Annotated in this window: 16 protein-coding genes; 4 read left to right on the forward strand and 12 right to left on the reverse strand. The window is 67.9% G+C overall.

From position 1 onward, the window contains the following. The first annotated feature begins 149 nt into the window (after positions 1-149). Both HD599_RS10805 and glgB read left to right on the forward strand, forming a co-directional pair. The gene (locus tag HD599_RS10805; RefSeq protein WP_425489160.1) at positions 150-2,183 is read left to right on the forward strand and encodes an alpha-1,4-glucan--maltose-1-phosphate maltosyltransferase; all 2,034 of its coding nucleotides are present in this window, start codon (positions 150-152) and stop codon (positions 2,181-2,183) included. Continuing rightward, the gene (gene glgB / locus HD599_RS10810) at positions 2,183-4,354 is read left to right on the forward strand and encodes a 1,4-alpha-glucan branching protein GlgB (protein ID WP_184237251.1); all 2,172 of its coding nucleotides are present in this window, start codon (positions 2,183-2,185) and stop codon (positions 4,352-4,354) included. Before HD599_RS10805 ends, glgB begins: the two co-directional genes overlap by 1 nt. Here the strand turns inward: glgB and HD599_RS10815 are convergent. The 3 genes from HD599_RS10815 to HD599_RS18035 are packed head-to-tail and all read right to left on the reverse strand — an operon-like array spanning position 4,344 to position 7,461. After that, complete coding sequence (locus HD599_RS10815; RefSeq protein WP_184237254.1) at positions 4,344-4,763, reverse strand: hypothetical protein; 420 nt, start codon at positions 4,761-4,763, stop codon at positions 4,344-4,346. The two genes, glgB and HD599_RS10815, sit on opposite strands and share 11 nt — an antisense overlap. Before the next feature lie 26 nt (positions 4,764-4,789). Continuing rightward, positions 4,790-5,698 carry a tetratricopeptide repeat protein gene (locus HD599_RS10820; protein ID WP_184237257.1) on the reverse strand — a complete coding sequence of 303 codons (909 nt, stop codon included), beginning with the start codon at positions 5,696-5,698 and terminating at the stop codon, positions 4,790-4,792. Further along, the gene (locus tag HD599_RS18035; RefSeq protein WP_184237260.1) at positions 5,695-7,461 is read right to left on the reverse strand and encodes a DUF8094 domain-containing protein; all 1,767 of its coding nucleotides are present in this window, start codon (positions 7,459-7,461) and stop codon (positions 5,695-5,697) included. The genes HD599_RS10820 and HD599_RS18035 overlap by 4 nt, the downstream gene beginning before the upstream one ends. Before the next feature lie 283 nt (positions 7,462-7,744). Here HD599_RS18035 and HD599_RS10830 point away from each other — a divergent pair, with 283 nt between their 5' ends. After that, positions 7,745-10,627, forward strand: coding sequence for a coiled-coil domain-containing protein (locus HD599_RS10830; protein ID WP_184237263.1), 2,883 nt, complete (start codon positions 7,745-7,747; stop codon positions 10,625-10,627). Positions 10,628-10,646: 19 nt separating this feature from the next. After that, on the forward strand, positions 10,647-11,699 hold the full coding sequence (locus tag HD599_RS10835) for an AI-2E family transporter (RefSeq protein WP_184237266.1): 1,053 nt from the start codon (positions 10,647-10,649) through the stop codon (positions 11,697-11,699). A gap of 17 nt (positions 11,700-11,716) precedes the next feature. Here the strand turns inward: HD599_RS10835 and HD599_RS10840 are convergent, their stop codons facing one another. From HD599_RS10840 to tsf, 9 genes are all read right to left on the reverse strand, one after another. Then, entirely contained in the window at positions 11,717-12,436 is a 720-nt protein-coding gene (locus tag HD599_RS10840; RefSeq protein ID WP_184237269.1) for an alpha/beta hydrolase, read from the reverse strand. A 22-nt stretch (positions 12,437-12,458) separates the two neighbouring features. Next, the gene (locus HD599_RS10845) at positions 12,459-12,758 is read right to left on the reverse strand and encodes a hypothetical protein (protein ID WP_184237272.1); all 300 of its coding nucleotides are present in this window, start codon (positions 12,756-12,758) and stop codon (positions 12,459-12,461) included. Between the two features lie 9 nt (positions 12,759-12,767). Continuing rightward, positions 12,768-14,510: a cation:proton antiporter gene (locus HD599_RS10850; protein WP_184237275.1), complete on the reverse strand. Its 1,743-nt coding sequence runs from the start codon at positions 14,508-14,510 to the stop codon at positions 12,768-12,770. A gap of 39 nt (positions 14,511-14,549) precedes the next feature. After that, positions 14,550-15,203: an aggregation-promoting factor C-terminal-like domain-containing protein gene (locus HD599_RS10855; protein WP_343062016.1), complete on the reverse strand. Its 654-nt coding sequence runs from the start codon at positions 15,201-15,203 to the stop codon at positions 14,550-14,552. Between the two features lie 47 nt (positions 15,204-15,250). After that, positions 15,251-15,805 carry a DivIVA domain-containing protein gene (locus tag HD599_RS10860; RefSeq protein ID WP_184237278.1) on the reverse strand — a complete coding sequence of 185 codons (555 nt, stop codon included), beginning with the start codon at positions 15,803-15,805 and terminating at the stop codon, positions 15,251-15,253. A gap of 31 nt (positions 15,806-15,836) precedes the next feature. Further along, entirely contained in the window at positions 15,837-16,784 is a 948-nt protein-coding gene (locus tag HD599_RS10865; protein WP_184237281.1) for a phosphatidate cytidylyltransferase, read from the reverse strand. Beyond that, complete coding sequence (gene frr, locus HD599_RS10870) at positions 16,785-17,336, reverse strand: ribosome recycling factor (protein ID WP_184237284.1); 552 nt, start codon at positions 17,334-17,336, stop codon at positions 16,785-16,787. It lies immediately after the preceding gene. An 87-nt stretch (positions 17,337-17,423) separates the two neighbouring features. Next, positions 17,424-18,137 carry a UMP kinase gene (gene pyrH / locus HD599_RS10875; RefSeq protein ID WP_184237287.1) on the reverse strand — a complete coding sequence of 238 codons (714 nt, stop codon included), beginning with the start codon at positions 18,135-18,137 and terminating at the stop codon, positions 17,424-17,426. Positions 18,138-18,235: 98 nt separating this feature from the next. Continuing rightward, the gene (tsf, locus tag HD599_RS10880) at positions 18,236-19,063 is read right to left on the reverse strand and encodes a translation elongation factor Ts (protein WP_184237290.1); all 828 of its coding nucleotides are present in this window, start codon (positions 19,061-19,063) and stop codon (positions 18,236-18,238) included. Positions 19,064-19,089 lie beyond the last annotated feature (26 nt).

Genomic DNA, 19,089 nt, shown 5'->3' on the forward strand with positions numbered 1-19,089 from the left:
ACCATATTGCATCTCTATGCAAAATCATCGTCCCAAAAGTGGGGGTACATACCAAGTCCCCCACAGCGCTGACAAGGCTGGGAGTCGAGACCCGGACGCACACCTAAAGGGGTTACTGTCGCAGTGTGGCGACGACAAAAACAGGCAGGGTGGCCGCGACCACCGACGTAGCAACACCGACGCAGTATGTTTCGAAGATCGGCAGGATCCCCATCCGGTTCCTGAACCCGCAGCAGCCCGAGGGCCGCTGGCCGGCCAAGGGTTTCGCCGGGGAGGTCATCCCGTTCTCCGCGACGATCTTCCGCGAGGGCCACGACCAGATCGGTGGCGCTCTCCTGCTCACCGATCCGGCCGGCAGCACCACGCGGTACCCGCTCCACCCAGGAGCTCCGGGCACCGACTCATGGCACACCGACGCGCAGGTCACCTCGGCCGGCGCGTGGTCGTACGTGATCGAGGCGTTCACCGACGACTGGGCAACCTGGTTGCACAACGCAGAGATCAAGATGCGAGCCGGCATCGACGTCGAGGTCATGGCCGCGATGGGGCTCGAGCTACTCGCCCGCCTCGCGTCATCCACCCGTAAGGCCTCGGTACGCTCCGTGGTCGCCACGGCCACCGCTTCCCTTTCCGACACGTCCCTCTCCCCCGCCGACCGCATCGCGGCCGTCGAGAACACGGCACTCGCCGAGGCCATCGCCGCCAGCCCGCTGGTCAGCCTCGTCACCCAGAGCGAGCGGATTCCGCTCCGAGTCGAGCGTCCTCGCGCCGGCCTCGGCAGCTGGTACGAATTCTTCCCCCGCAGCGAGGGCGCGAAGCAGCGCAAGGACGGGTCGTGGGTCTCCGGCACATTCCGCACCGCCGCCAAGCGGCTCCCCGCCGTGGCCGATATGGGCTTCGACGTGGTCTACCTGCCGCCGATCCACCCGATCGGCCGCAGCTTCCGCAAGGGTCCGAACAACACGCTGGTCGCCGGCCCCCACGACCCCGGCTCGCCCTGGGCCATCGGTTCCGCCGACGGCGGCCACGATGCCGTCCACCCCGAGCTCGGCACCGTCAAGGACTTCGGCTACTTCCTCGCCCAGGCGAAGAAGAGCGGCATCGAGGTCGCGATCGACCTCGCGCTGCAGTGCTCGCCCGACCACCCGTGGGTGACCGAGCATCCCGAGTGGTTCACGACGCTTCCCGACGGTTCGATCGCCTACGCCGAGAACCCGCCCAAGAAGTACCAGGACATCTACCCGATCAACTTCGACAACGACTACGAGGGGCTCCGCCAGGAGATCCTGCGCATCGTGAAGTACTGGATCGGCGTCGGCGTCACCATCTTCCGGGTCGACAACCCGCACACCAAGCCGCTCGACTTCTGGGAGTGGCTGCTGCACGAGGTCGCGGTCGACCGGCCCGACGTCGTCTTCTTCGCCGAGGCGTTCACGCGTCCCGCGATGATGCAGTCGCTCGCGGCCGTCGGCTTCCAGCAGTCGTACACCTACTTCACCTGGCGCAACACGAAGGTGGAGCTCGAGGAGTACCTGCACGAGGTGTCGAAGGTGACGAGCGCGACCTTCCGTCCGAACTTCTTCGTCAATACCCCTGACATCCTCACCGAGTACCTGCAGTTCGGCGGGCGACCCGCCTACAAGGTGCGGGCAGCCATCGCCGCGACCGCCAGCCCGAGCTGGGGCGTCTATTCGGGGTACGAGCTGTTCGAGAACGTCGCCCGCCCCGGCGCCGAAGAGAACATCGACAACGAGAAGTTCGAGTTCAAGCCACGCGACTACGCCGCGGCGGAGGCGACCGGCGACTCGCTCGCCCCGTACCTGCGCCGGCTCAACGAGATCCGCGCCCAGCACCCCGCGCTGCGGCAGCTGCGCAACCTCGATGTCCACTGGAGCGACGACGACTCGATGCTCGTCTACTCCAAGTACCTGCCCGCCCGGTTCACCGGCACGGACACGGCCGACGGCATCATCGTCATCGCGAACGTCGACCCGCACTCGGTGCGCGAGACAACCGTGCACCTCGACACCACCCGCTTCGGGATCCCCCTCGGCGAAGAATTCACCGTGACCGACCTGGTCACGCAATCGACATACACCTGGGGAGGGGACAACTACGTGCGGCTCGACGCCTTCACCGAACCCGTCCACATCCTCAGCGTCGAGTACTCGAAAGGCTCCTGATGACCCCGGCTCCCGCCCTCCCCGACCTCCACCCGGGGCTCATCTCGTCCCTGGTCACCGGTTCCCACCCGCAGCCGCACGCCACGCTCGGCCAGCACGCGTTCGCCGACGGCTTCGTCGTGCGTGCCGTGCGCCCCCTCGCCGCCGCCGTCACCGCGGTGCAGGCCGACGGCACGCGCGTGCCGCTCGTGCACGTGGCCGACGGACTCTGGCAGGGCTACGCGGCCGGCCCCGGCCAGGCCTACGTGCTCGAGGCGGAATACGCCGACGGCCCGACCTGGACGGCGGAAGACCCGTACCGCTTCGTTCCCTCGGTGGGCGAGATCGATCTCTACCTCTGGGGCGAGGGCCGCCACGAGCAGCTCTGGCACGTGCTGGGCTCGCATTTCCGCCCGCACGAGAGCGTCGACGGAACCTCGTTCTCGGTCTGGGCACCGCACGCCAAGTCGGTGCGCGTCGTCGGCGACTTCAATGGCTGGTTCGGCAACGGCCACGCGATGCGGCGCCTCGACGACAACGGCGTCTGGGAGATCTTCGTGCCCGGCATCACACCCGGCAACACCTACAAGTTCGAGATCCTCACCCAGCAGGGCGATTGGGTTACCCGCGCCGACCCGATGGCCCGCTTCGCGGAGATCCCGCCGTCGACCGGCACCAAGGTCGTCGAGTCGCTCTACACCTGGCAGGACACCGACTGGCTCGCCACCCGCGCCGGCACCGACGCGCTCAACTCCGCGATGAGCATCTACGAGCTGCACTTCGGTTCCTGGCGTCCCGGCCTCGGCTACCGCGACATGGCCGACCAGCTGATCGAATACGTCACCGAGCTCGGCTTCACGCACGTCGAGTTCATGCCCCTCGCCGAGCACCCGTTCGGCGGCTCGTGGGGCTACCAGGTCACCGGCTACTTCGCCCCGACCAGCCGCTTCGGACACCCCGACGACCTCAAGTACCTCATCGACCGCCTGCACCAGGCCGGCATCGGCGTCATCATGGACTGGGTCCCCGGCCACTTCCCCAAGGACGAGTGGGCGCTCGCCCGGTTCGACGGAGAGCCGCTGTACGAGCACTCCGACCCGCGCCGCGGCGAACAGATGGACTGGGGCACCTACATCTTCAACTTCGGGCAGTCGCAGGTGCGCAACTTCCTCGTCGCCAACGCCCTGTACTGGCTCGAGGAGTTCCACATCGACGGCCTGCGGGTCGACGCGGTGGCCTCGATGCTCTACCTCGACTATTCCCGTAACGAGGGCGAGTGGCTGCCCAACCAGTTCGGCGGCCGCGAGAACCTCGAGGCGATCAGCCTCCTCCAGGAGGTCAATGCCACCGCGTACAAGCGCAACCCCGGCGTCATGATGATCGCCGAGGAGTCGACCTCGTGGCCCGGCGTCACCAAGCCGACCGACGTCAACGGTCTCGGCTTCGGCGTGAAGTGGAACATGGGCTGGATGCACGACTCGCTCCAGTACATGGCGGTCGACCCGATGTACCGTTCGCACCACCACAACGACATCACCTTCAGTTTCATCTACGCGTTCAGCGAGAACTTCCTGCTGCCGATCAGCCACGACGAGGTCGTGCACGGCAAGGGCTCGCTGCTCGCCAAGATGCCCGGCGACCAGTGGCAGAAGCTCGCCAACCTGCGCGCCTACTTCGCCTTCATGTGGGCGCACCCGGGAAAGCAGCTGCTCTTCATGGGCAGCGAGTTCGGGCAGCCCTCCGAGTGGAGCGAGGAGCGCGGCCTCGACTGGTGGATTCTCGACCAGCCGGTGCACCAGGCGCTGTCACGTCTCGTCGGCGCGCTCAACCGTGTCTACCGTGACGAGCCGTCGCTCTGGGCCCGCGACAACGAGCAGGGCGGCTTCGAGTGGCTCGACGCCGGGGACGCGCAGAACAACGTCGTGTCGTTCCTGCGCTGGGACAACGACGGCAACCCGATCGCGGTCATCATGAACTTCTCCGGCGCCCCGGTCGGACCGCACCGCGTCGGCCTGCCGTTCGTCGGCACCTGGGACGAACTGATCAACACGGACGCCACCGAGTTCGGCGGCAGCGGAGTCGGCAACTTCGGCGCCGTGGTCGCGACCGACACCCCGTGGGCGGGCCGCCCGGCATCCGCCGAGATGACCATCCCGCCGCTCGCCGGCCTCTGGCTGAAGCTCAGGAAGTAGGGGCCGCCGGATACCGCTTGGCCCACGCCTTCGGGCGCTCGAAACGCAGCAGGAACTGCGGGCGTGGGGCAGGCGGTGTCTTCCATCCGCGGAACAGATAACCGGTGACGGGATGACGCAGGTCATAGCCCGGCGCATCCGAATACGTGGTGTACCCGGCGACCAGTTCGCGCTGCAACACACGCCCCGCCTTCTGCGCCAGGGCGATCGCGCAGAGCGTCAACACGATCGGCAGCGCGAGAACGGTCAGCCACTCGACGCCGGCCGGCAGCACGCCGACGGCGTACTCGAACACCAGCGCCGCGAGGAACACCGCGATGGCGATCCAGCGCACCACGCCGCTGCGTGCGCGCCAGACACCCGCGCTCGTGCCGGGCAGAAGAGCTGGGTCGCGTTCAGGTTTCGGCACGACCCCAGAATAACGGCGGTCGGCCGCTAGTACAGCAGTGCGGTCAGCCGGCGACGCGCCGCGATCACGCGCGGGTCGTCGATTCCGACGACCTCGAAGTGCTCGAGCAGGCGCGTGCGCACGGCGTTCTTGCCGTCGGCGTCGAGCGTCGGGAACAGCTCGAGCAGGCGCAGGAAGGCGTCTTCGGCGTGACCGCCGGAGATGTCGAGGTCGGCCACGGCGAGCTGGGCGTCGACGTCGGTCGGAGCGGCGGCCGCGGCCGAACGGATGTCCGCGGCGGTCGTGCCGTCGAGGCGGGAGAGCAGGGACACCTGGGCGAGCCCGGCGACCGCGAGGGCGTCGCGGGGGTTCTGGGTGATCGCGAGCTGGTACTCGGCGATCGCGGTGACGTAGTCGCCGGCCGCGATGGCGTCGTACGCCTCTTGGTGGTGCGGGGGCAGCGGCTCTTCGACGGGCTCGGCCTCGGCCGCGTCGCCCTCGGTGACGGGCACCGTTCCGGTGACGTTCTGCTGCTTGGCGACCTCGAGCACCTGGTCGAGCACGGCGCGGATCTCCTCGGGCGAGGGCAGGCCGACGAACAGCTGCAGCGGGCGGCCGGCGATGACCGCGGCGACGGTGGGCACCTCGGTGACCTGGAACGCCTGCACGAGCTGCGGGTTCTTGGTGCCGTCGACGGTCGCGAGCACCATGCGTCCGCCGAATTCGGCGACGAGCGACCCGAGGGCCGGCTCGAGACCCTGACCGTAGAACTCGACCAGCACCGGCACGGAGTTGGACAGTTCGAGGATGCTCGTGAACGTGGCATCCGTCGCCTCGGTGACCAGCGACGACGCGCCGCCGGCCGGGGCGGCCGGACGCGCGGGGGCCGGGTTCACGAGCGACGAGAGGTCGACCGCGCCGCGGAGACTGGCTGCAGATGGGGGAAGGTTGGTCACGGGAGCTCCGATGCGGCGATGGGGTTCTGGGCATAGCCGAGCAGGGTGATGGTCCCGCCCTGCTCGACCGACGGGACGAAGAACAAGAGCTGGAATCCGTAGGTGACGGCGAAGCCCTTGCCGCTGTCGGCCTTTCCGACGACGGCCTTGGTCGCGCCCTTCGGCTTCACGGTGGCTCCGGCCTCGACGACCTTGGCGGTGGTGATCTCGTTGACGTTCACCGAGACGATGGCGCCGGAGTCGTTGGTCGAGAGGGCGACAACGGGTCCGGTTGCCGGGGTGGTCGTCCAGTCGAGAGTGGATGTCGCTTCCAACGCCCCGCGCTCACGCAACTTGAACGGCACTCCGTAGGCCTCTTGCACGGTGTCGGTCGCGTTGTCGAACAACGGGTACGAGGCGCTCGCGTCGGCGCTCAGGAGCACGTCGGCGTAGTCGGCCGCGATCTCACCCGGCGCGATGGTGAGCAGCGGGGAGTCGGAGCGGAAGCGGGTCGCGCCGACAGAGGCGGGGGCGACATCCGGGGTGACGACTCCGGGCTGGAGCCGCATGACGTACTGCGCCTTGTAGTTCGAGCGCGGATCGTCCTGGATGAGCGTTACCGCGACGGGCGCGAGCGCCTGGCCGTTCGCGTCGGTGCCGCTGTCGGAGATGACGGCGAACACCGCCCGGGGCCAGCCGTCGCTCTGCTGCGGGAGGGTGACCTCGATCGGCCCCGAAGGGATGGCGGGGATCGCGGGGACCGTGGCGTCGGCGGTGCGCGCCGTGTAGTTGAAGGTGCGCGCCTCGAGGGCCGGACCGGCGAGGCGGGTGCCCGCGAGCTCGATGTCGAGCGCGGCATCCGCGGCCGTGGTGACCTCGGAGAGGTCGGCGACGATGCGCTTGGCCTGCTCCTCGGTGACGGCGGGCGGGCTGAACTGCTCGGCCTCCTCGGCGTCGGCCAGCGGGTCGGCGGTCGCGGACGGTTCGACGACCGTCTGACGGCCGGCCCAGAAGTCGGCGCTGCAGCCGCTGAGCGCGAGCCCGGTGATCAAAAGCGCGGGGATGATCGCGACGCGCGCCGAGCGACGGCCCTTGGCGTTGGCCTCGAGCTCCCTCGGCTTCGACTTGATCGGCTTGTAGCGCGGCTGCTTCGGGAGCTTCGGCATCTTCTGCGACTTGCGGCGCGGGCCGCGGCCCTTGCGGATGTGCGCGATCGCCCAGAAGAGAAGGAGAAGGCCGACGAGCAGCAGCACGCCCCCGGCGACCACGAAGGTGTTCGCCCATGGTGTGGTGTTGTCGACCGGCCACGTGACGCTGATCTCGGCCGGCGCCGGCTGCACGCCGTCGGTCACGACGAGCAGGGAGATGTCCTCGGGCACGTTGACGGTGAACGAGCTGGTGTTGCTGTAGCTCGCGAGCCAGAGGTCGGAGTCGACCGGGGTCGGAACCTCGGTCTCGGTGCCCTCGACCAGGGTGCTGGTGAGGCCGGCTGTCTCGGCGTCGTAGGTGACGTCGTTGTAGCTCGCCTCCCCGACCCAGGCCAGCACGTCGGTGGTGCGGCCGTACGCGGCGAAGTTGCCGTCGGAGTCGCTCAACTGCACGAACTGGCTGCGCGGGTTCGCATTGAGCGCTTCCCCGCTGATCACCGTGACGGGAGCGTCGGTGGTGATGCTCGTCGCGGCGGTGACCTCGTCGGGCGCCGCCAGAATGGTCTTCTGAGCGATGCCGAGGCCGATAAGCAGGGCCGCGACAACAAAACTGACAATGGCGAGAACAAATCGCACGGGATTACTCCTTTCGTGTCGCCCCAGCCAGACAAATCACGTGGCATCCTCACCCACTAGGCGGGTGCTCGCACTCGGGGGCGAGGGAGGATTTCCTGGAACCGGTGTCCGGGATGGCAACAGCAAAGACGATCAAGATTACCTGATGGGCGGCCCTTCGGCCTAACCACCGCTCTGAGAGTTAACTGGCAAGGCGGTGGGCGTCGGCCGTAACCGTGAACGAAGCTCGGGCACCCTGACCACTAAACTCGTGTCGTCCGGTTAATCGACAAGGAGCATTTTCGTGGCTGCTGACGACACAGACTTCGGTACGGAGATGCGTGGATACCGCAAAGAAGCGGTAGACAAAGCAATCCAAGACCTCCGGCGCGAGCTGATCAAAGCGAACGCCGACAGGGCCGAAGCCACCAAAGAGATCAAGCGTCTCGCGGCGGTGGCGGAAGACCTGCAGGCCGAGCTGGACGAGACCGGTACACCCACCTACAGCGGACTCGGCACCAAGCTCGAGAACACCCTGCGGGTCGCGGAGGAGCAGTCGACCCGGCTCATCAGCCAGGCGGACATCGACGCGGAGAAGCTGCGCAGCAGCGTCAACAACGAGATCCAGAAGCTGTCGGCGGACGCGCGCGAGACCGCCGACCGCCTGGTCTCCGACGCCACAGCACAGTCGAACCAGCTGCTCGACAGCTCGCGGTCCGAGGCCGAGCACGTGCTGGGCCGCGCGAAGACCGAGGCCGAGACGCTCATCAACGACGCGGTGCGCGAAGCCGCGTCGATCCGCGGCGCCGTCGCGACCGAGGCCGCCGAGGCCCGGTCGACCACGAAGCGCGAGGCCGCCGCCATCCGCGCCGCCGGCGAACGCGAAGTCGCCGAACTCACCGTCGTCGCGAGCCGCGAGGCTGCGGAGGCCCGTGAAGCCGCCGCACTTCTGGCGCGCGAGACCGAGCTCGGCCGCGTCGAGTTCGAGACCGAGAACGCCAAGCTGCGCGGCGATCTCGCCCGCGACGTCGAGCAGGGCCGCACCGACCTCGCCCGTGACACCGAGACCGCCCGCGTGCAGCTCGAGAACGAGACCGAGGCCGCACGCACCCAGCTCGCCAACGAGACAGAGGCCGCACGCGCCGCCCTCGCCGCCGAGACCGCGGCCACCCGCGCGCAGCTCGACGCCGACACCACGGCCGCGAAGGAAGCGCTCGACGCCGAAGCGGCCGCCGTGCGCGCCGCTCTCGAGCAGGAGACGACCGCCGCCCGCGCCGAGCTCGAGATCGAGATCACCACGGCCCGCACCGAACTGGCCAACGACCTGGCGTCGGGCCGCGCGACCCTCGACAACGAGCTCGTCACCGGACGCACCGAACTCGCCAACGAGATCGCAGCGGGAACCGCCGCCCTCGCAGCCGACAAGGCCCGCGTGGCAGCGGAACTCGAGAACGAGGTGAAGGCGACCAAGGCCGCCCTCGAGAACGAAGTCACCACGACTCGCGCCGCGCTCGAGAACGAGGTCACTACCACCCGCGCCGACCTCGCCAAAGAGGTCGACAGCAAGCAGACCGCCATCGACAGCGAGATCGTCGCCCGCCGCACCGCCCTCGACAGCGAGATCAGCGCCGCGAAGGCCGCTCTCGACAACGAGGTGACCGCCACCAAGGCCGGGCTCGAGAACGAGGTCATCACGACCCGCGCCGACCTCGAGAACGAGGTCGCTACCACCCGTGCCGAGCTCGACGCCGACGTCATCGCGACCAAGGCAGAACTCGCCGCCGAAGTCCGGAACACCCGGGCAGCGCTCGAGTCCGAGGTCAGCACCACCCGCGCCGCGCTCGAGGCCGAGGTCAGCACCACGCGCGCAGAGCTCGAATCCGAAGTCAGCACCACCAAGGCAGAGCTCGAGGCGGAGGTCATCTCCACCCGCGCCGCTCTCGAGAACGAGGTCACCAGCACGCGGACCGCGCTCGAGAACGAGGTCAGCGTCACGAAGACCGCGCTCGAGAGCGAGGTGAGCGACGGCAAGGCCAAGCTCGAGAACGAGGTCGCTACGACGCTGGCCGCCCTGGAGAACGAGGTCACCACCGCCCGCGCGGAGCTCGCGATCGACATCGCGGCCGCCCGCGCCGCGCTCGAGGCCGACATCACCGAGAAGAACGCCACGCTCGAGTCGGCCCTGACCGCCGCCCGCGCGTCGCTCGAGGCCGAGATCACCACCGCCCGCGCCGAGGTGCACGACGAGACCGTCGCCGCCCGCGCCGCCCTCGATGCCGACACGGCCGCCGAGCGCGCCGCACTCGAGCACGAGATCACCACGGCCCGCAACGCCCTCGCCGCCGACACGGCCGAGGCGCGCACGTCGCTCGAGAACGAGACGGCCGCCGCATGGGCTGCCCTCGAGGCCGACACCGCCGCGGCCCGCACCGCGCTGGACAACGACACCGCGACGACCCGCGCCGCGCTCAACAAAGAGACGACGGCCGCGCGCATCGCGCTCGAACGTGAGACAGCGGCCGCCACTGCCGCTCTCGCCGCCGAGACGGCCGAGGCCTGGACCGCGCTCACCATCGAGACCACCGAGGCGCGTGCGGCACTCGCGGTCGAGGTCGACCAGCAGCGCAGCGACCTCGCCCGCGACATCGCCCGCGAACGCGAGACCGTCGCCGGCGAGGTCGAACTGACCCGCGCGCAGCTCGCCCACGACGTGGAGGAGACCCGCACCGCCATCGCTCGCGACAGCGAGCAGGCCCGCCTCGACCTCGACATCGAACTCAAGTCGCGCCGTGACGAGGGCGAGAAGGAGGCGCTGGCGAAGCAGCAGGAAGCGATCGCCCAGACGAACAAGTACCTGAGCGAGGCACAGGCCCAGCTCGACGAGGCAAACCTCCGCGCCGCCGAGAAGCGCGCCGAGGCCGCCGCCCTCGAGGACGATTCCCGTGCGGCCGCAGCCAAGCTTCGGTCGGAGGCCAATGCCACCGCTGCCGAGGTGCTCGCGAATGCCGAGGCCCGCGCAAAGGCCATCGTCGCCGAGGCCGAAACCCAGAACACGAAACTCGTTACCGACGCCGAGGACCGTCTCGCTAAGATCAGGATCGAACGCGAGGCAGTCGCGGGATACTTCGAGAACCTCCGCGGTCTGCTGTCCCAGGCCGAAACCGTGAACGCGCCCGATCGCGACTGAGTAGCCAGGAGTACCCCGCGTGAAGATCCACAATCCGTTCCGACTCGGTCTTCTCGCGGGACTCGGCGTCCTCGTCGCGATCCTGATCGGTAGCGCCGTCGCGGATCTCGCCACGATCCTCACCTACATCGGTGCGGCGATCTTCCTCGCCCTCGGCCTCGACCCGCTGGTCACCTGGCTCGAGCGGCACAAGGTCAAGCGCCCGGTCGCGATCATCATCACCCTGGTCGGCGTACTCGGTATCTTCGCCGGGCTCGTGTTCGCGCTGATCCCCGTGATCAGCGAACAGGTGCAGAACATCAGCAAGCTCATCACGAAGACGATCATCCCCGGCATTCAGGACGCCTCGATCATCACCGGCATCGACGACGCCCTGCCCTGGCTCGAGGTCAACGACCTGATCGGGCAGGCCGGCGACTTCATCGCCGACCCGACGAACATCGGCACGATCGGCGGCGGAGTACTGCAGGTCGGCATCAACATCGCAACCGGCGTCTTCGGCGGAATCATCATCATGATCCTGATGATCTATTTCGTGTCATCTCTCGGCAGCCTCAAGCGCGGCCTGTACCAGCTGGTGCCCGCCTCGAAGCGTGCTAACTTCATCGACCTCGCCGAGCAGATCAGCGTCTCGGTCGGCCGCTTCGTCATGGGCCAGATCACGCTCGCGCTGGTCAACGGCGTGCTGTCGTTCATCGTCCTCACGGCTCTCGGCGTCAAGTACTCCGCCCTGCTCGCGTTCATCGCCTTCCTCGGCTCCACGATCCCCCTCGTCGGAACCATCTCCTCGTCGGTGATCATCTCGCTCTGCGTGCTGCTCTTCAACGGCGCCGGCTGGCAGGTCATCGTGGTCGCGATCTACTACGTGGTCTACATGCAGGTCGAGGCCTACATCCTCAGCCCGCGCATCATGGCCAGCGCGGTGAAGGTGCCGGGCGTGGTCGTGGTGATCGCCGCCCTCGTCGGAGGCACACTGTTGGGCATCCTCGGCGCGCTCATCGCGATCCCGGTCGCCGCCGCGGTGCAGCTGATCATCAAGGAAGTCGTCGTCCCGCGGCAGAACGCCCTGTAGGGGCCGAGCTGTACGAACTACGGCCAGGTCGTCGGCAGCGGCAGTGCCGCGGGGTTGAGTCGCGCGACGATCTCCGTGAGGACGCGCGTCGTCTGCGTCTCCCCCACCCACAGGTGTTTGCCGCCTTCGACGTTCACCAGTTCCACGTTCGGCGCCCCGGCGAACTTCTCGGCGGCCTCGTCCGGCCGTAGGTAGTCGTCGAGCTCGGGGATGATCGCGACGACACTCGCGTCGGACCCGGACCAGGCGGCGACCTCCGCGGGCGACGCCCGGTGCAGCGGCGGAGACAACAGGATCATGCCGTCGAGCGGGTGGGCGAGACCGTGCTTGAGCGCGACCTCGGTACCGAACGACCAGCCGACGACCCACGGGTGCGGCAGCTGGCGAGCGGCAACGAAGTCCATGGCGGCGGCGAAGTCGTGGCGCTCGTCGACGCCGTCGCCGAAAGCTCCCTGCGAGGTGCCCCGCGCCGACGTCACGCCGCGGAAGTTGAAGCGCAGCACCGCGATATCGGCGATCGCCGGAAGCCGCGCTGCGGCCTTGCGGATGATGTGGGAGTCCATGAACCCGCCGTGGGTGGGCAGGGGGTGTAGCGCGACGATCGTGGCGACAGGGGCGCCCGACAACGGCATCGAGAGTTCGCCGACGAGCGTGAGCCCGTCGGCGGTGTGCAGTTCGATGTCCTCGCGGTCGGCGGGCAGCAGTACCCCGCCCCGGATGTCGACGGCCTCGGTCACGGGAGCTCCTTCTCGCTGGTGGTCACGGTTTGATCTTCCAGCAGTGCAAGTGCCAGTGCCGGCGCGCGGCCAGATCGTTCGCCTCGCCCATCAGGCCGTCGGCGCGCCACGCGACCGTGTGCGGCGTACCGGGCGCGATCTCGAGGCCGCAGCTGGGGCAGGTGTAGTACTTGGTGGCGGATGCCGCGGCGACCGGTTGCACGTTCCACACGCCGTCGCGCTTGTCCTCGGTGCGACGACGTCCGGTGAGAACGCGGCTGATGTCGTACTCGTCGTCATCGTCGCCCGGGCGCTTGCCGCGGGGACGATTGGAACGGGGCATACGGTAAGCCTAGCTGCCGCTCGGATTGTCGATCTGTTCGAGCCGCGTCTCTTCCAGGTCGAGCATCGCCTGCGCCCGACCGAGGATGCGCGACGGGTAGCTGCCGGTCGAGCGCGCCTCGAGCAGCGCCTCGCGTTCGGCCTGGAGCACTTCCTGCCGCAGCGTGCGGTACTGCTGGTGCGGCGATTTCGCGATCCCCGCGGATCCCCCGCCGTAGTTCGCCCGCTCCCACGCCGACTCCGCGCTGAGCAGGGTATCGTGGCGCACGCGCTCGATGACCTGCTCGTCGACGGGTTCGCCCTTCGGCAAGGTGAACGTCGGGTTCTCGAGCACCGCGAGGCCGGCGGCGCTCATCTCGTCGAGCAGCTCGGCGAGTTCCCGCCGGTCGGCGACCCGGTCCGAACCACGGATGCCGCTCACCTTGATCAGCCACGGCAGCGTGCCGCCCTGCACCAACAGGGTGACGACGGCCACGGTGAAGGCGATGAGGATGAGCTGCGACCGGTACGGGATCTCCTCCGGCAGCGACTGGGCGGCCGCGAGCGTTACCACGCCGCGCATGCCGGACCAGCTGAGGATGATCCCGCCGCGCCATCCGAAGCCCTCGGCTTTCAACTGCTTCAGGTCGCCCTGCCGGCGCTGGAAGATGCGCTCGGCCCGGTCCTGACGGCGCCGCAGCTGGGGGTCGCCCTCCGCCCGGCCGCGCAGGCGGTCGAGCATGGCACGGAACTGCGACTGGCGCTCCTCGGCCTGATCGCCGCGGCGGCGCAGCACGAGCAGCAGCGGCCCGATGAAGAGGAAGCGGATGACGACGATCACCAGCGCCATCAGCAGCCCGTATTCGACCGCGGCACGCACGCTGAGGTCTTTGTCGAGCACGTCGGCGATTATCGCGCTGATCTCGACGCCCATCAGCAGGAAGACGCCGTTCTCGAGCATGAACTGCACGGTGCGCCAGTTGAGCTTCTCCGAGATGCGGGCCTGCGCCGAGAAGCGTTTCGCACTGTTGTGGCCGGAATAGAGGCCGGCGGCGACGACCGCGAGCACGCCGCTCGCGCCGAGAGTCTCGGCGGGGATGAACGCGATGAACGGCACGGCGAGTGAGATGGCGGTGTCGAGCACCGGGTCGCGCAGCTTGGAGCGCGCCCAGACCGTGACGAAACCGACCAGCAGCCCGATCACCAACGCGAGCGCGACGGCATAGGCGAAGTCGCCGATGACATCCCAGAAGGAGACGGCGCCGCCGATGGCGACGATCGCCGAGCGAAGCAGCACGAGCGCCGTGGCGTCGTTGACTAGGCTCTCGCCCTCGAGAATGGTGACCAGTCGCGGGGGCAGACCGAGCTTCTTGCCGAGCGCCGTGGCGGCGACCGCGTCGGTGGGGCTGATGACGGCGCCGAGAGCGATGCCGCCGGCCAGCGTCAGGTCGGGGAAGATCAGATACAGGATGACGCCGGTGCCGAATGCGGTGACGAGAACGAGCCCCACGCTGAGCGCCGAAATCGTGCTGAAGTTGCGGCGCAGGTCGACGACCGGCACGTTGATCGCGGCGGCGTAGAGGATCGGCGGCAACAGGCCGAGCAGCACGATCTCGTGAGGTACGACGGTCGGTGCACCCGGGATGTAGCTGAATCCGAAGCCCACCAGGATGAGGATCAGCGGGGCAGCGACGCCGAGTTTCTTGCTGAACAGACCCGCGACAACGATCGTGACGACGGCCACGACACCGAAGACGAGGCCGTTTTCTACCATGTCGTCAGACTACGGCAGCGGGATGTGGGGAGGTGACCCCTAGTACCAGCCCTTGGCCTGCGAGGTACCCCAGGCGCCGCACGGGGTGCCGTAGCGTCCGGAGATGTAGCCGAGGCCCCAGGTGATCTGGGTGGCCGCATTGGTCGCCCAGTCGGCGCCGGCGGAAGCCATCTTCGAACCGGGCAGAGCCTGCGGGATGCCGTAGGCTCCGCTGCCCTTGTTGTGGGCGTACACGTTCCAGCCCGACTCCTTCTTCCAGAGCGAGACGAGGCAGTTGTACTCGGACTCGCCCCAGCCGCGGGAGAGCACCATGCTGTGGGCGATCGCCTGGGCGGACCCGGGATCGGGGGTACCGGCGGCGGGAGCCCCGCTCGACGCCGGAGCGACGACGACGGGGGGAACGTACTTGATGACCTCGAACGCGTCGCGGGCGACGGTGGAGTCGACACCTACGGCGACGACGCTCTGGGTCTCGACCTCTTCGACGGGGGCGATCGTGATCTGGTCGTCGGTCTGCGCGGTCATCGCGAAGGCTGCGGTCGGGTCGGTGATCGCGACCAGGACGAAGCTCATCGTCGCCGCGAAGGCGAGGAACGGCAGCGGCTTGCGCGACCGCGTGCTGGTTCTCCGAGTAGCGTTTCTGGCGCCGACGGGCTGCACGGAAACGTCGAAATCTCTACGTTGGATATCCACAGTTAATCCACCGTAGCCCATCCCCCTCGGGATGTCGCCTCGAAAACTCAGCGGACTGCCAGCATCACGGTGACCACGTCGTCGAGCAACTGGTCGACCTGGGACTCGTTGTAGCCGCGGTGCGTGGCGCGGAACGCGCTCAGGCGCACCTCGTCGATGCTCATCGGCTTGCCGTGCTGGAAGTAGTCGACGAGCCGGTCGGCGAACGCGTCGACCTGCTTCACGTCGTACGCGCGGCTGAACAGGCTGACCCGCGAGAAGCGCTGTCCCTCGGGGCGCGCGAGACGGTCGAGGATGACTTGCGCGGTGCTGCGGGCCTTGCTGTACCACTCCGCGTCGCCGCCGGGAGGGGCGAAGGCGCGGTCGCGCTCACGGCTGGCGAAGGCGTCTTCGAGGCGCTCGAGGGCGGCGTCGACGTGCGTCGTGGAGTAACCGCCCTTCTGCATGGCGAAAGCAGTGGTGCGGATGCTCTCTGCGGTCACGACCGAGGGGCCGGGGAGTTCGGACGAGTAGGCACGACGGGCGTCTTCGAGGAAGTCCTCGACCTGGTCGACGTTGTAGCCGCGGCGCGAGTTACGCGTGCGGGGAAAGGTTGTACTCACGGTGAATATCCTGACACGTTGTTCTGACGAGTTAAGCGAATATGAGGTAGAGCGCGTACGCGGCAGCGGCCGACGGCAGGATCGAGTCCAGACGGTCGAGGAATCCGCCGTGGCCGGGCAGCCAGGTGCTGATGTCCTTGATGCCGAGATCCCGTTTGATCAGGGATTCGGCGAGGTCTCCGCCGGTCGCGGTGACGACCATCGTGGCGCCGAGGATGAGTCCGACCCACCACGGCTGCTGCAGCATGAAGATCGACGCGAGGACTCCGGCGACGAGGGCGGCTACGACGGAACCGGCGAATCCCTCCCAGGTCTTCTTGGGGCTGATCAGCGGGGCCATCGGATGTTTGCCGAAGTTCAATCCGGAGGCGTAGGCACCGACATCCACCGAGACGACGACGATCAGGAAGGCCAGCGTCCACCACTGGCCGCCGTCCTGGGCGGTCAGCAGGACCGTGAAGCCGCCGAGGAAGACCACATAGGACTGGATGAAGGCGCCGGCGCCGATGTCCTTGAGCAGTTCGCGCGGCGAGACCCGGAGTTTCGGAACGGCCAGTTCGGCGATCCGCCAGAGGGTGACCAGCCCGACGCCGGCGATCGTGGCCAGCCAGTGGCCGGTCGCCAGTCCGTAGAACGACGCGGGCACGATCGCCACGGCGGCGATCACCGTGGGGATGCGGGGGACGTCGCGGCCGGCGAAGCGCAGCGCGCTGGCGAGTTCGAACGACGCGAAGATGAGCAGGATGGTGCCGAACACCATGAACAGCTCTTTGACGAAAATGAGACTGATGACCAGTCCCCCGCCGAGGGCCAGACCGATCAGGATCGCCGAGAACAGGTTGCGGCCGCTCCGAGCGTTGATCTTGTCGTTCGTGGCGCGCACCTGCGCCTCGATGTCGGCAACGGTCGCTTCGAACTCGGCACGCGAGTGCGGTGATTTCCTGGATCGGTTTTCTGGACCGCCGGCGGGATCCGACATCTAGACCTCGAGAAGCTCTGCTTCTTTGCGCTTGAGAGCGTCGTCGATGGCGTCCACATGGGTCTTCGTGGTTGCTTCGAGGTCTTTCTCAGCGCGGGCGATCTCGTCTTCGCCGACTTCCTTGAGCGAGTCGAGGTCGTCCTTGGCCTTACGACGGATGTTGCGGATCGAGACCTTCGCCTGCTCGGCCTTCTCGCGGACGAGCTTGACGAACTCCTTACGGCGGTCCTGGGTGAGCTCGGGCAGCGTCACGCGCACGATCTCGCCGTCGTTGCCGACATTGGCTCCGAGGTTCGGGGCGGCGACGATGGCCTTCTCGATCTCCTTGAGCGCGGTCTTGTCGAAGGGCGTCACGATGAGCGTGCGCGCCTCGGGGTTGTTGAGCGATGCGAGCTGGCCCAGCGGCGTGGGGCTGCCGTAGTACTCGACCATGATCTTCTGGAACATGAGCGGGTTGGCGCGGCCGGTGCGCACGGTCGCGAAGTCCTCTTTTGCTGCCTCGAGGGCCTTGGCCATCTTGTCTTTTGTTTCGGCCAGTACGTCGCTAATCACGAGAGCTCCTTTGTGTCTAGTGGAGTTTACCGGCTAACAACCGGGGAATAACCCGACACCCGGGGGTGACGGGGTGCGCGGAGGCGCTTACTTGGAGACCAGGGTGCCGATACGGTCGCCGCGGATGGCCTTGGTGAGGTTGCCGGCGGGAGCCATTCCGAAGACCACCATGGGCATCGCGTTGTCCATGCAGAGGCTGAACGCGGTGGAGTCGACGACCTTGAGGCCCTGCACGAGCGCCTCCTGGTAGGTGATCTCGTCGATCTTCTGAGCGGCCGCGTTGGTGCGGGGGTCGGAGTCGTAGACGCCGTCGACGCCGTTCTTGGCGACGAGCACGACCTGCGCGTCGATCTCGAGGGCGCGCTGGGCGGCCACGGTGTCGGTGGAGAAGTAGGGCAGGCCCGCGCCGGCGCCGAAGATGACGACGCGGCCCTTCTCGAGGTGACGCTCCGCGCGACGCGGGATGTACGGCTCGGCGACCTGGGTCATCGAGATGGCGGACTGGACGCGCGTGGCGGCGCCGGCCTGCTCGAGGAAGTCCTGCAGGGCGAGCGCGTTCATCACGGTGCCGAGCATGCCCATGTAGTCGGCACGGCCGCGGTCCATGCCGCGCTGGCTGAGCTCTGCGCCACGGAAGAAGTTGCCTCCGCCGACGACGATGGCGATTTCCGCGTCAGCGGATGCCTCGGCGATTTCCTTCGCGAGGGCGGACACCACGTCGGGGTTCACGCCGAGCGACCCGCCGCCGAATGCCTCGCCGGACAGTTTGAGAAGGACGCGTCTCTTGCGCTCGGTGGTCATGGCAGCTCCCTGGGTCAGTGATCTAGTAAAGGGTATGGGGTGAGGGCAGAAAAATGGGGTCCGTGACTATTCAGTCACGGACCCCAGTGGCATTTCGGTTAGGCGCCGACCTTGAAGCGAGCGAAACCGCTCACCGTGAGTCCGGCGTCCGACAGGACCTTGCCGACGGACAGCTTGTTGTCCTTGGCGTAGTCCTGGTCGAGCAGCGAAACCTGCTTGAAGAACGCGGAAACGCGGCCTTCGATGATCTTCGGAAGCGCAGCCTCGGGCTTGCCCTCGCCGCGGCTGATCTCCTCGACGATGCGACGCTCGTTCTCGACCGTTTCGGCCGGGACGTCTTCGCGCGTGAGGTACTGCGGGTCAGCGAAGGAGATGTGCTGGGCAACGCTGCGGGCGGTGTCCGCGTCGTCTCCCGTGTAGCCGACGACAACGCCGACCTGCGGAGGCAGGTCCTTGTTGGTGCGGTGCAGGTACACGGCGAAGTTCTCGCCGGTGACGACCGCGAGGCGACGCAGTTCGATCTTCTCACCGAGGATCGCTGCTTCGCCGCCGATGAGGTCTCCGACGGTCTGGCCGTCGACGGGGGCCGCGAGGCCCTCCTCGACGGTCTTCGCGCCAGCGGCCGCAACAGCGTCGATGACCTTGTCACCGAGCGCGACGAACTTGTCGCTCTTGGCGACGAAGTCGGTCTCGCAGGCGAGCTCGATGATGGTCGTGGAACCAGCACCTTCCTTCGCGGCGACGAGGCCCTCGCTCGTGGAGCGGTCGGAGCGCTTGGCGTTGCTCTTGGCACCCTTGAGACGCAGGAGCTCGGTGGCCTTCTCGAGGTCACCGCCCGCCTCAACGAGGGCGTTCTTGCTGTCGACCATGCCGGTGCCGAGGCGCTCGCGCAGGGTCTTGAGGTCTGCGAGGCTGAAATCTGCCATCGTTTTTCCTTACTTAGAGGGTGGGA

It is taken from the genome of Conyzicola lurida (assembly GCF_014204935.1).
In the GTDB taxonomy this organism is placed as follows: Bacteria; Actinomycetota; Actinomycetes; order Actinomycetales; family Microbacteriaceae; genus Conyzicola; species Conyzicola lurida.

Bases quoted from the DNA above. Each gene is read 5' to 3' on its own strand.
- glgB (WP_184237251.1), top strand. From the start codon at position 2,183: ATGACCCCGGCTCCCGCCCTCCCCGACCTCCACCCGGGGCTCATCTCG.
- HD599_RS10845 (WP_184237272.1), bottom strand. From the start codon at position 12,758: ATGCCCCGTTCCAATCGTCCCCGCGGCAAGCGCCCGGGCGACGATGAC.
- HD599_RS10850 (WP_184237275.1), bottom strand. From the start codon at position 14,510: ATGGTAGAAAACGGCCTCGTCTTCGGTGTCGTGGCCGTCGTCACGATC.
- HD599_RS10865 (WP_184237281.1), bottom strand. From the start codon at position 16,784: ATGTCGGATCCCGCCGGCGGTCCAGAAAACCGATCCAGGAAATCACCG.
- pyrH (WP_184237287.1), bottom strand. From the start codon at position 18,137: ATGACCACCGAGCGCAAGAGACGCGTCCTTCTCAAACTGTCCGGCGAG.
- tsf (WP_184237290.1), bottom strand. From the start codon at position 19,063: ATGGCAGATTTCAGCCTCGCAGACCTCAAGACCCTGCGCGAGCGCCTC.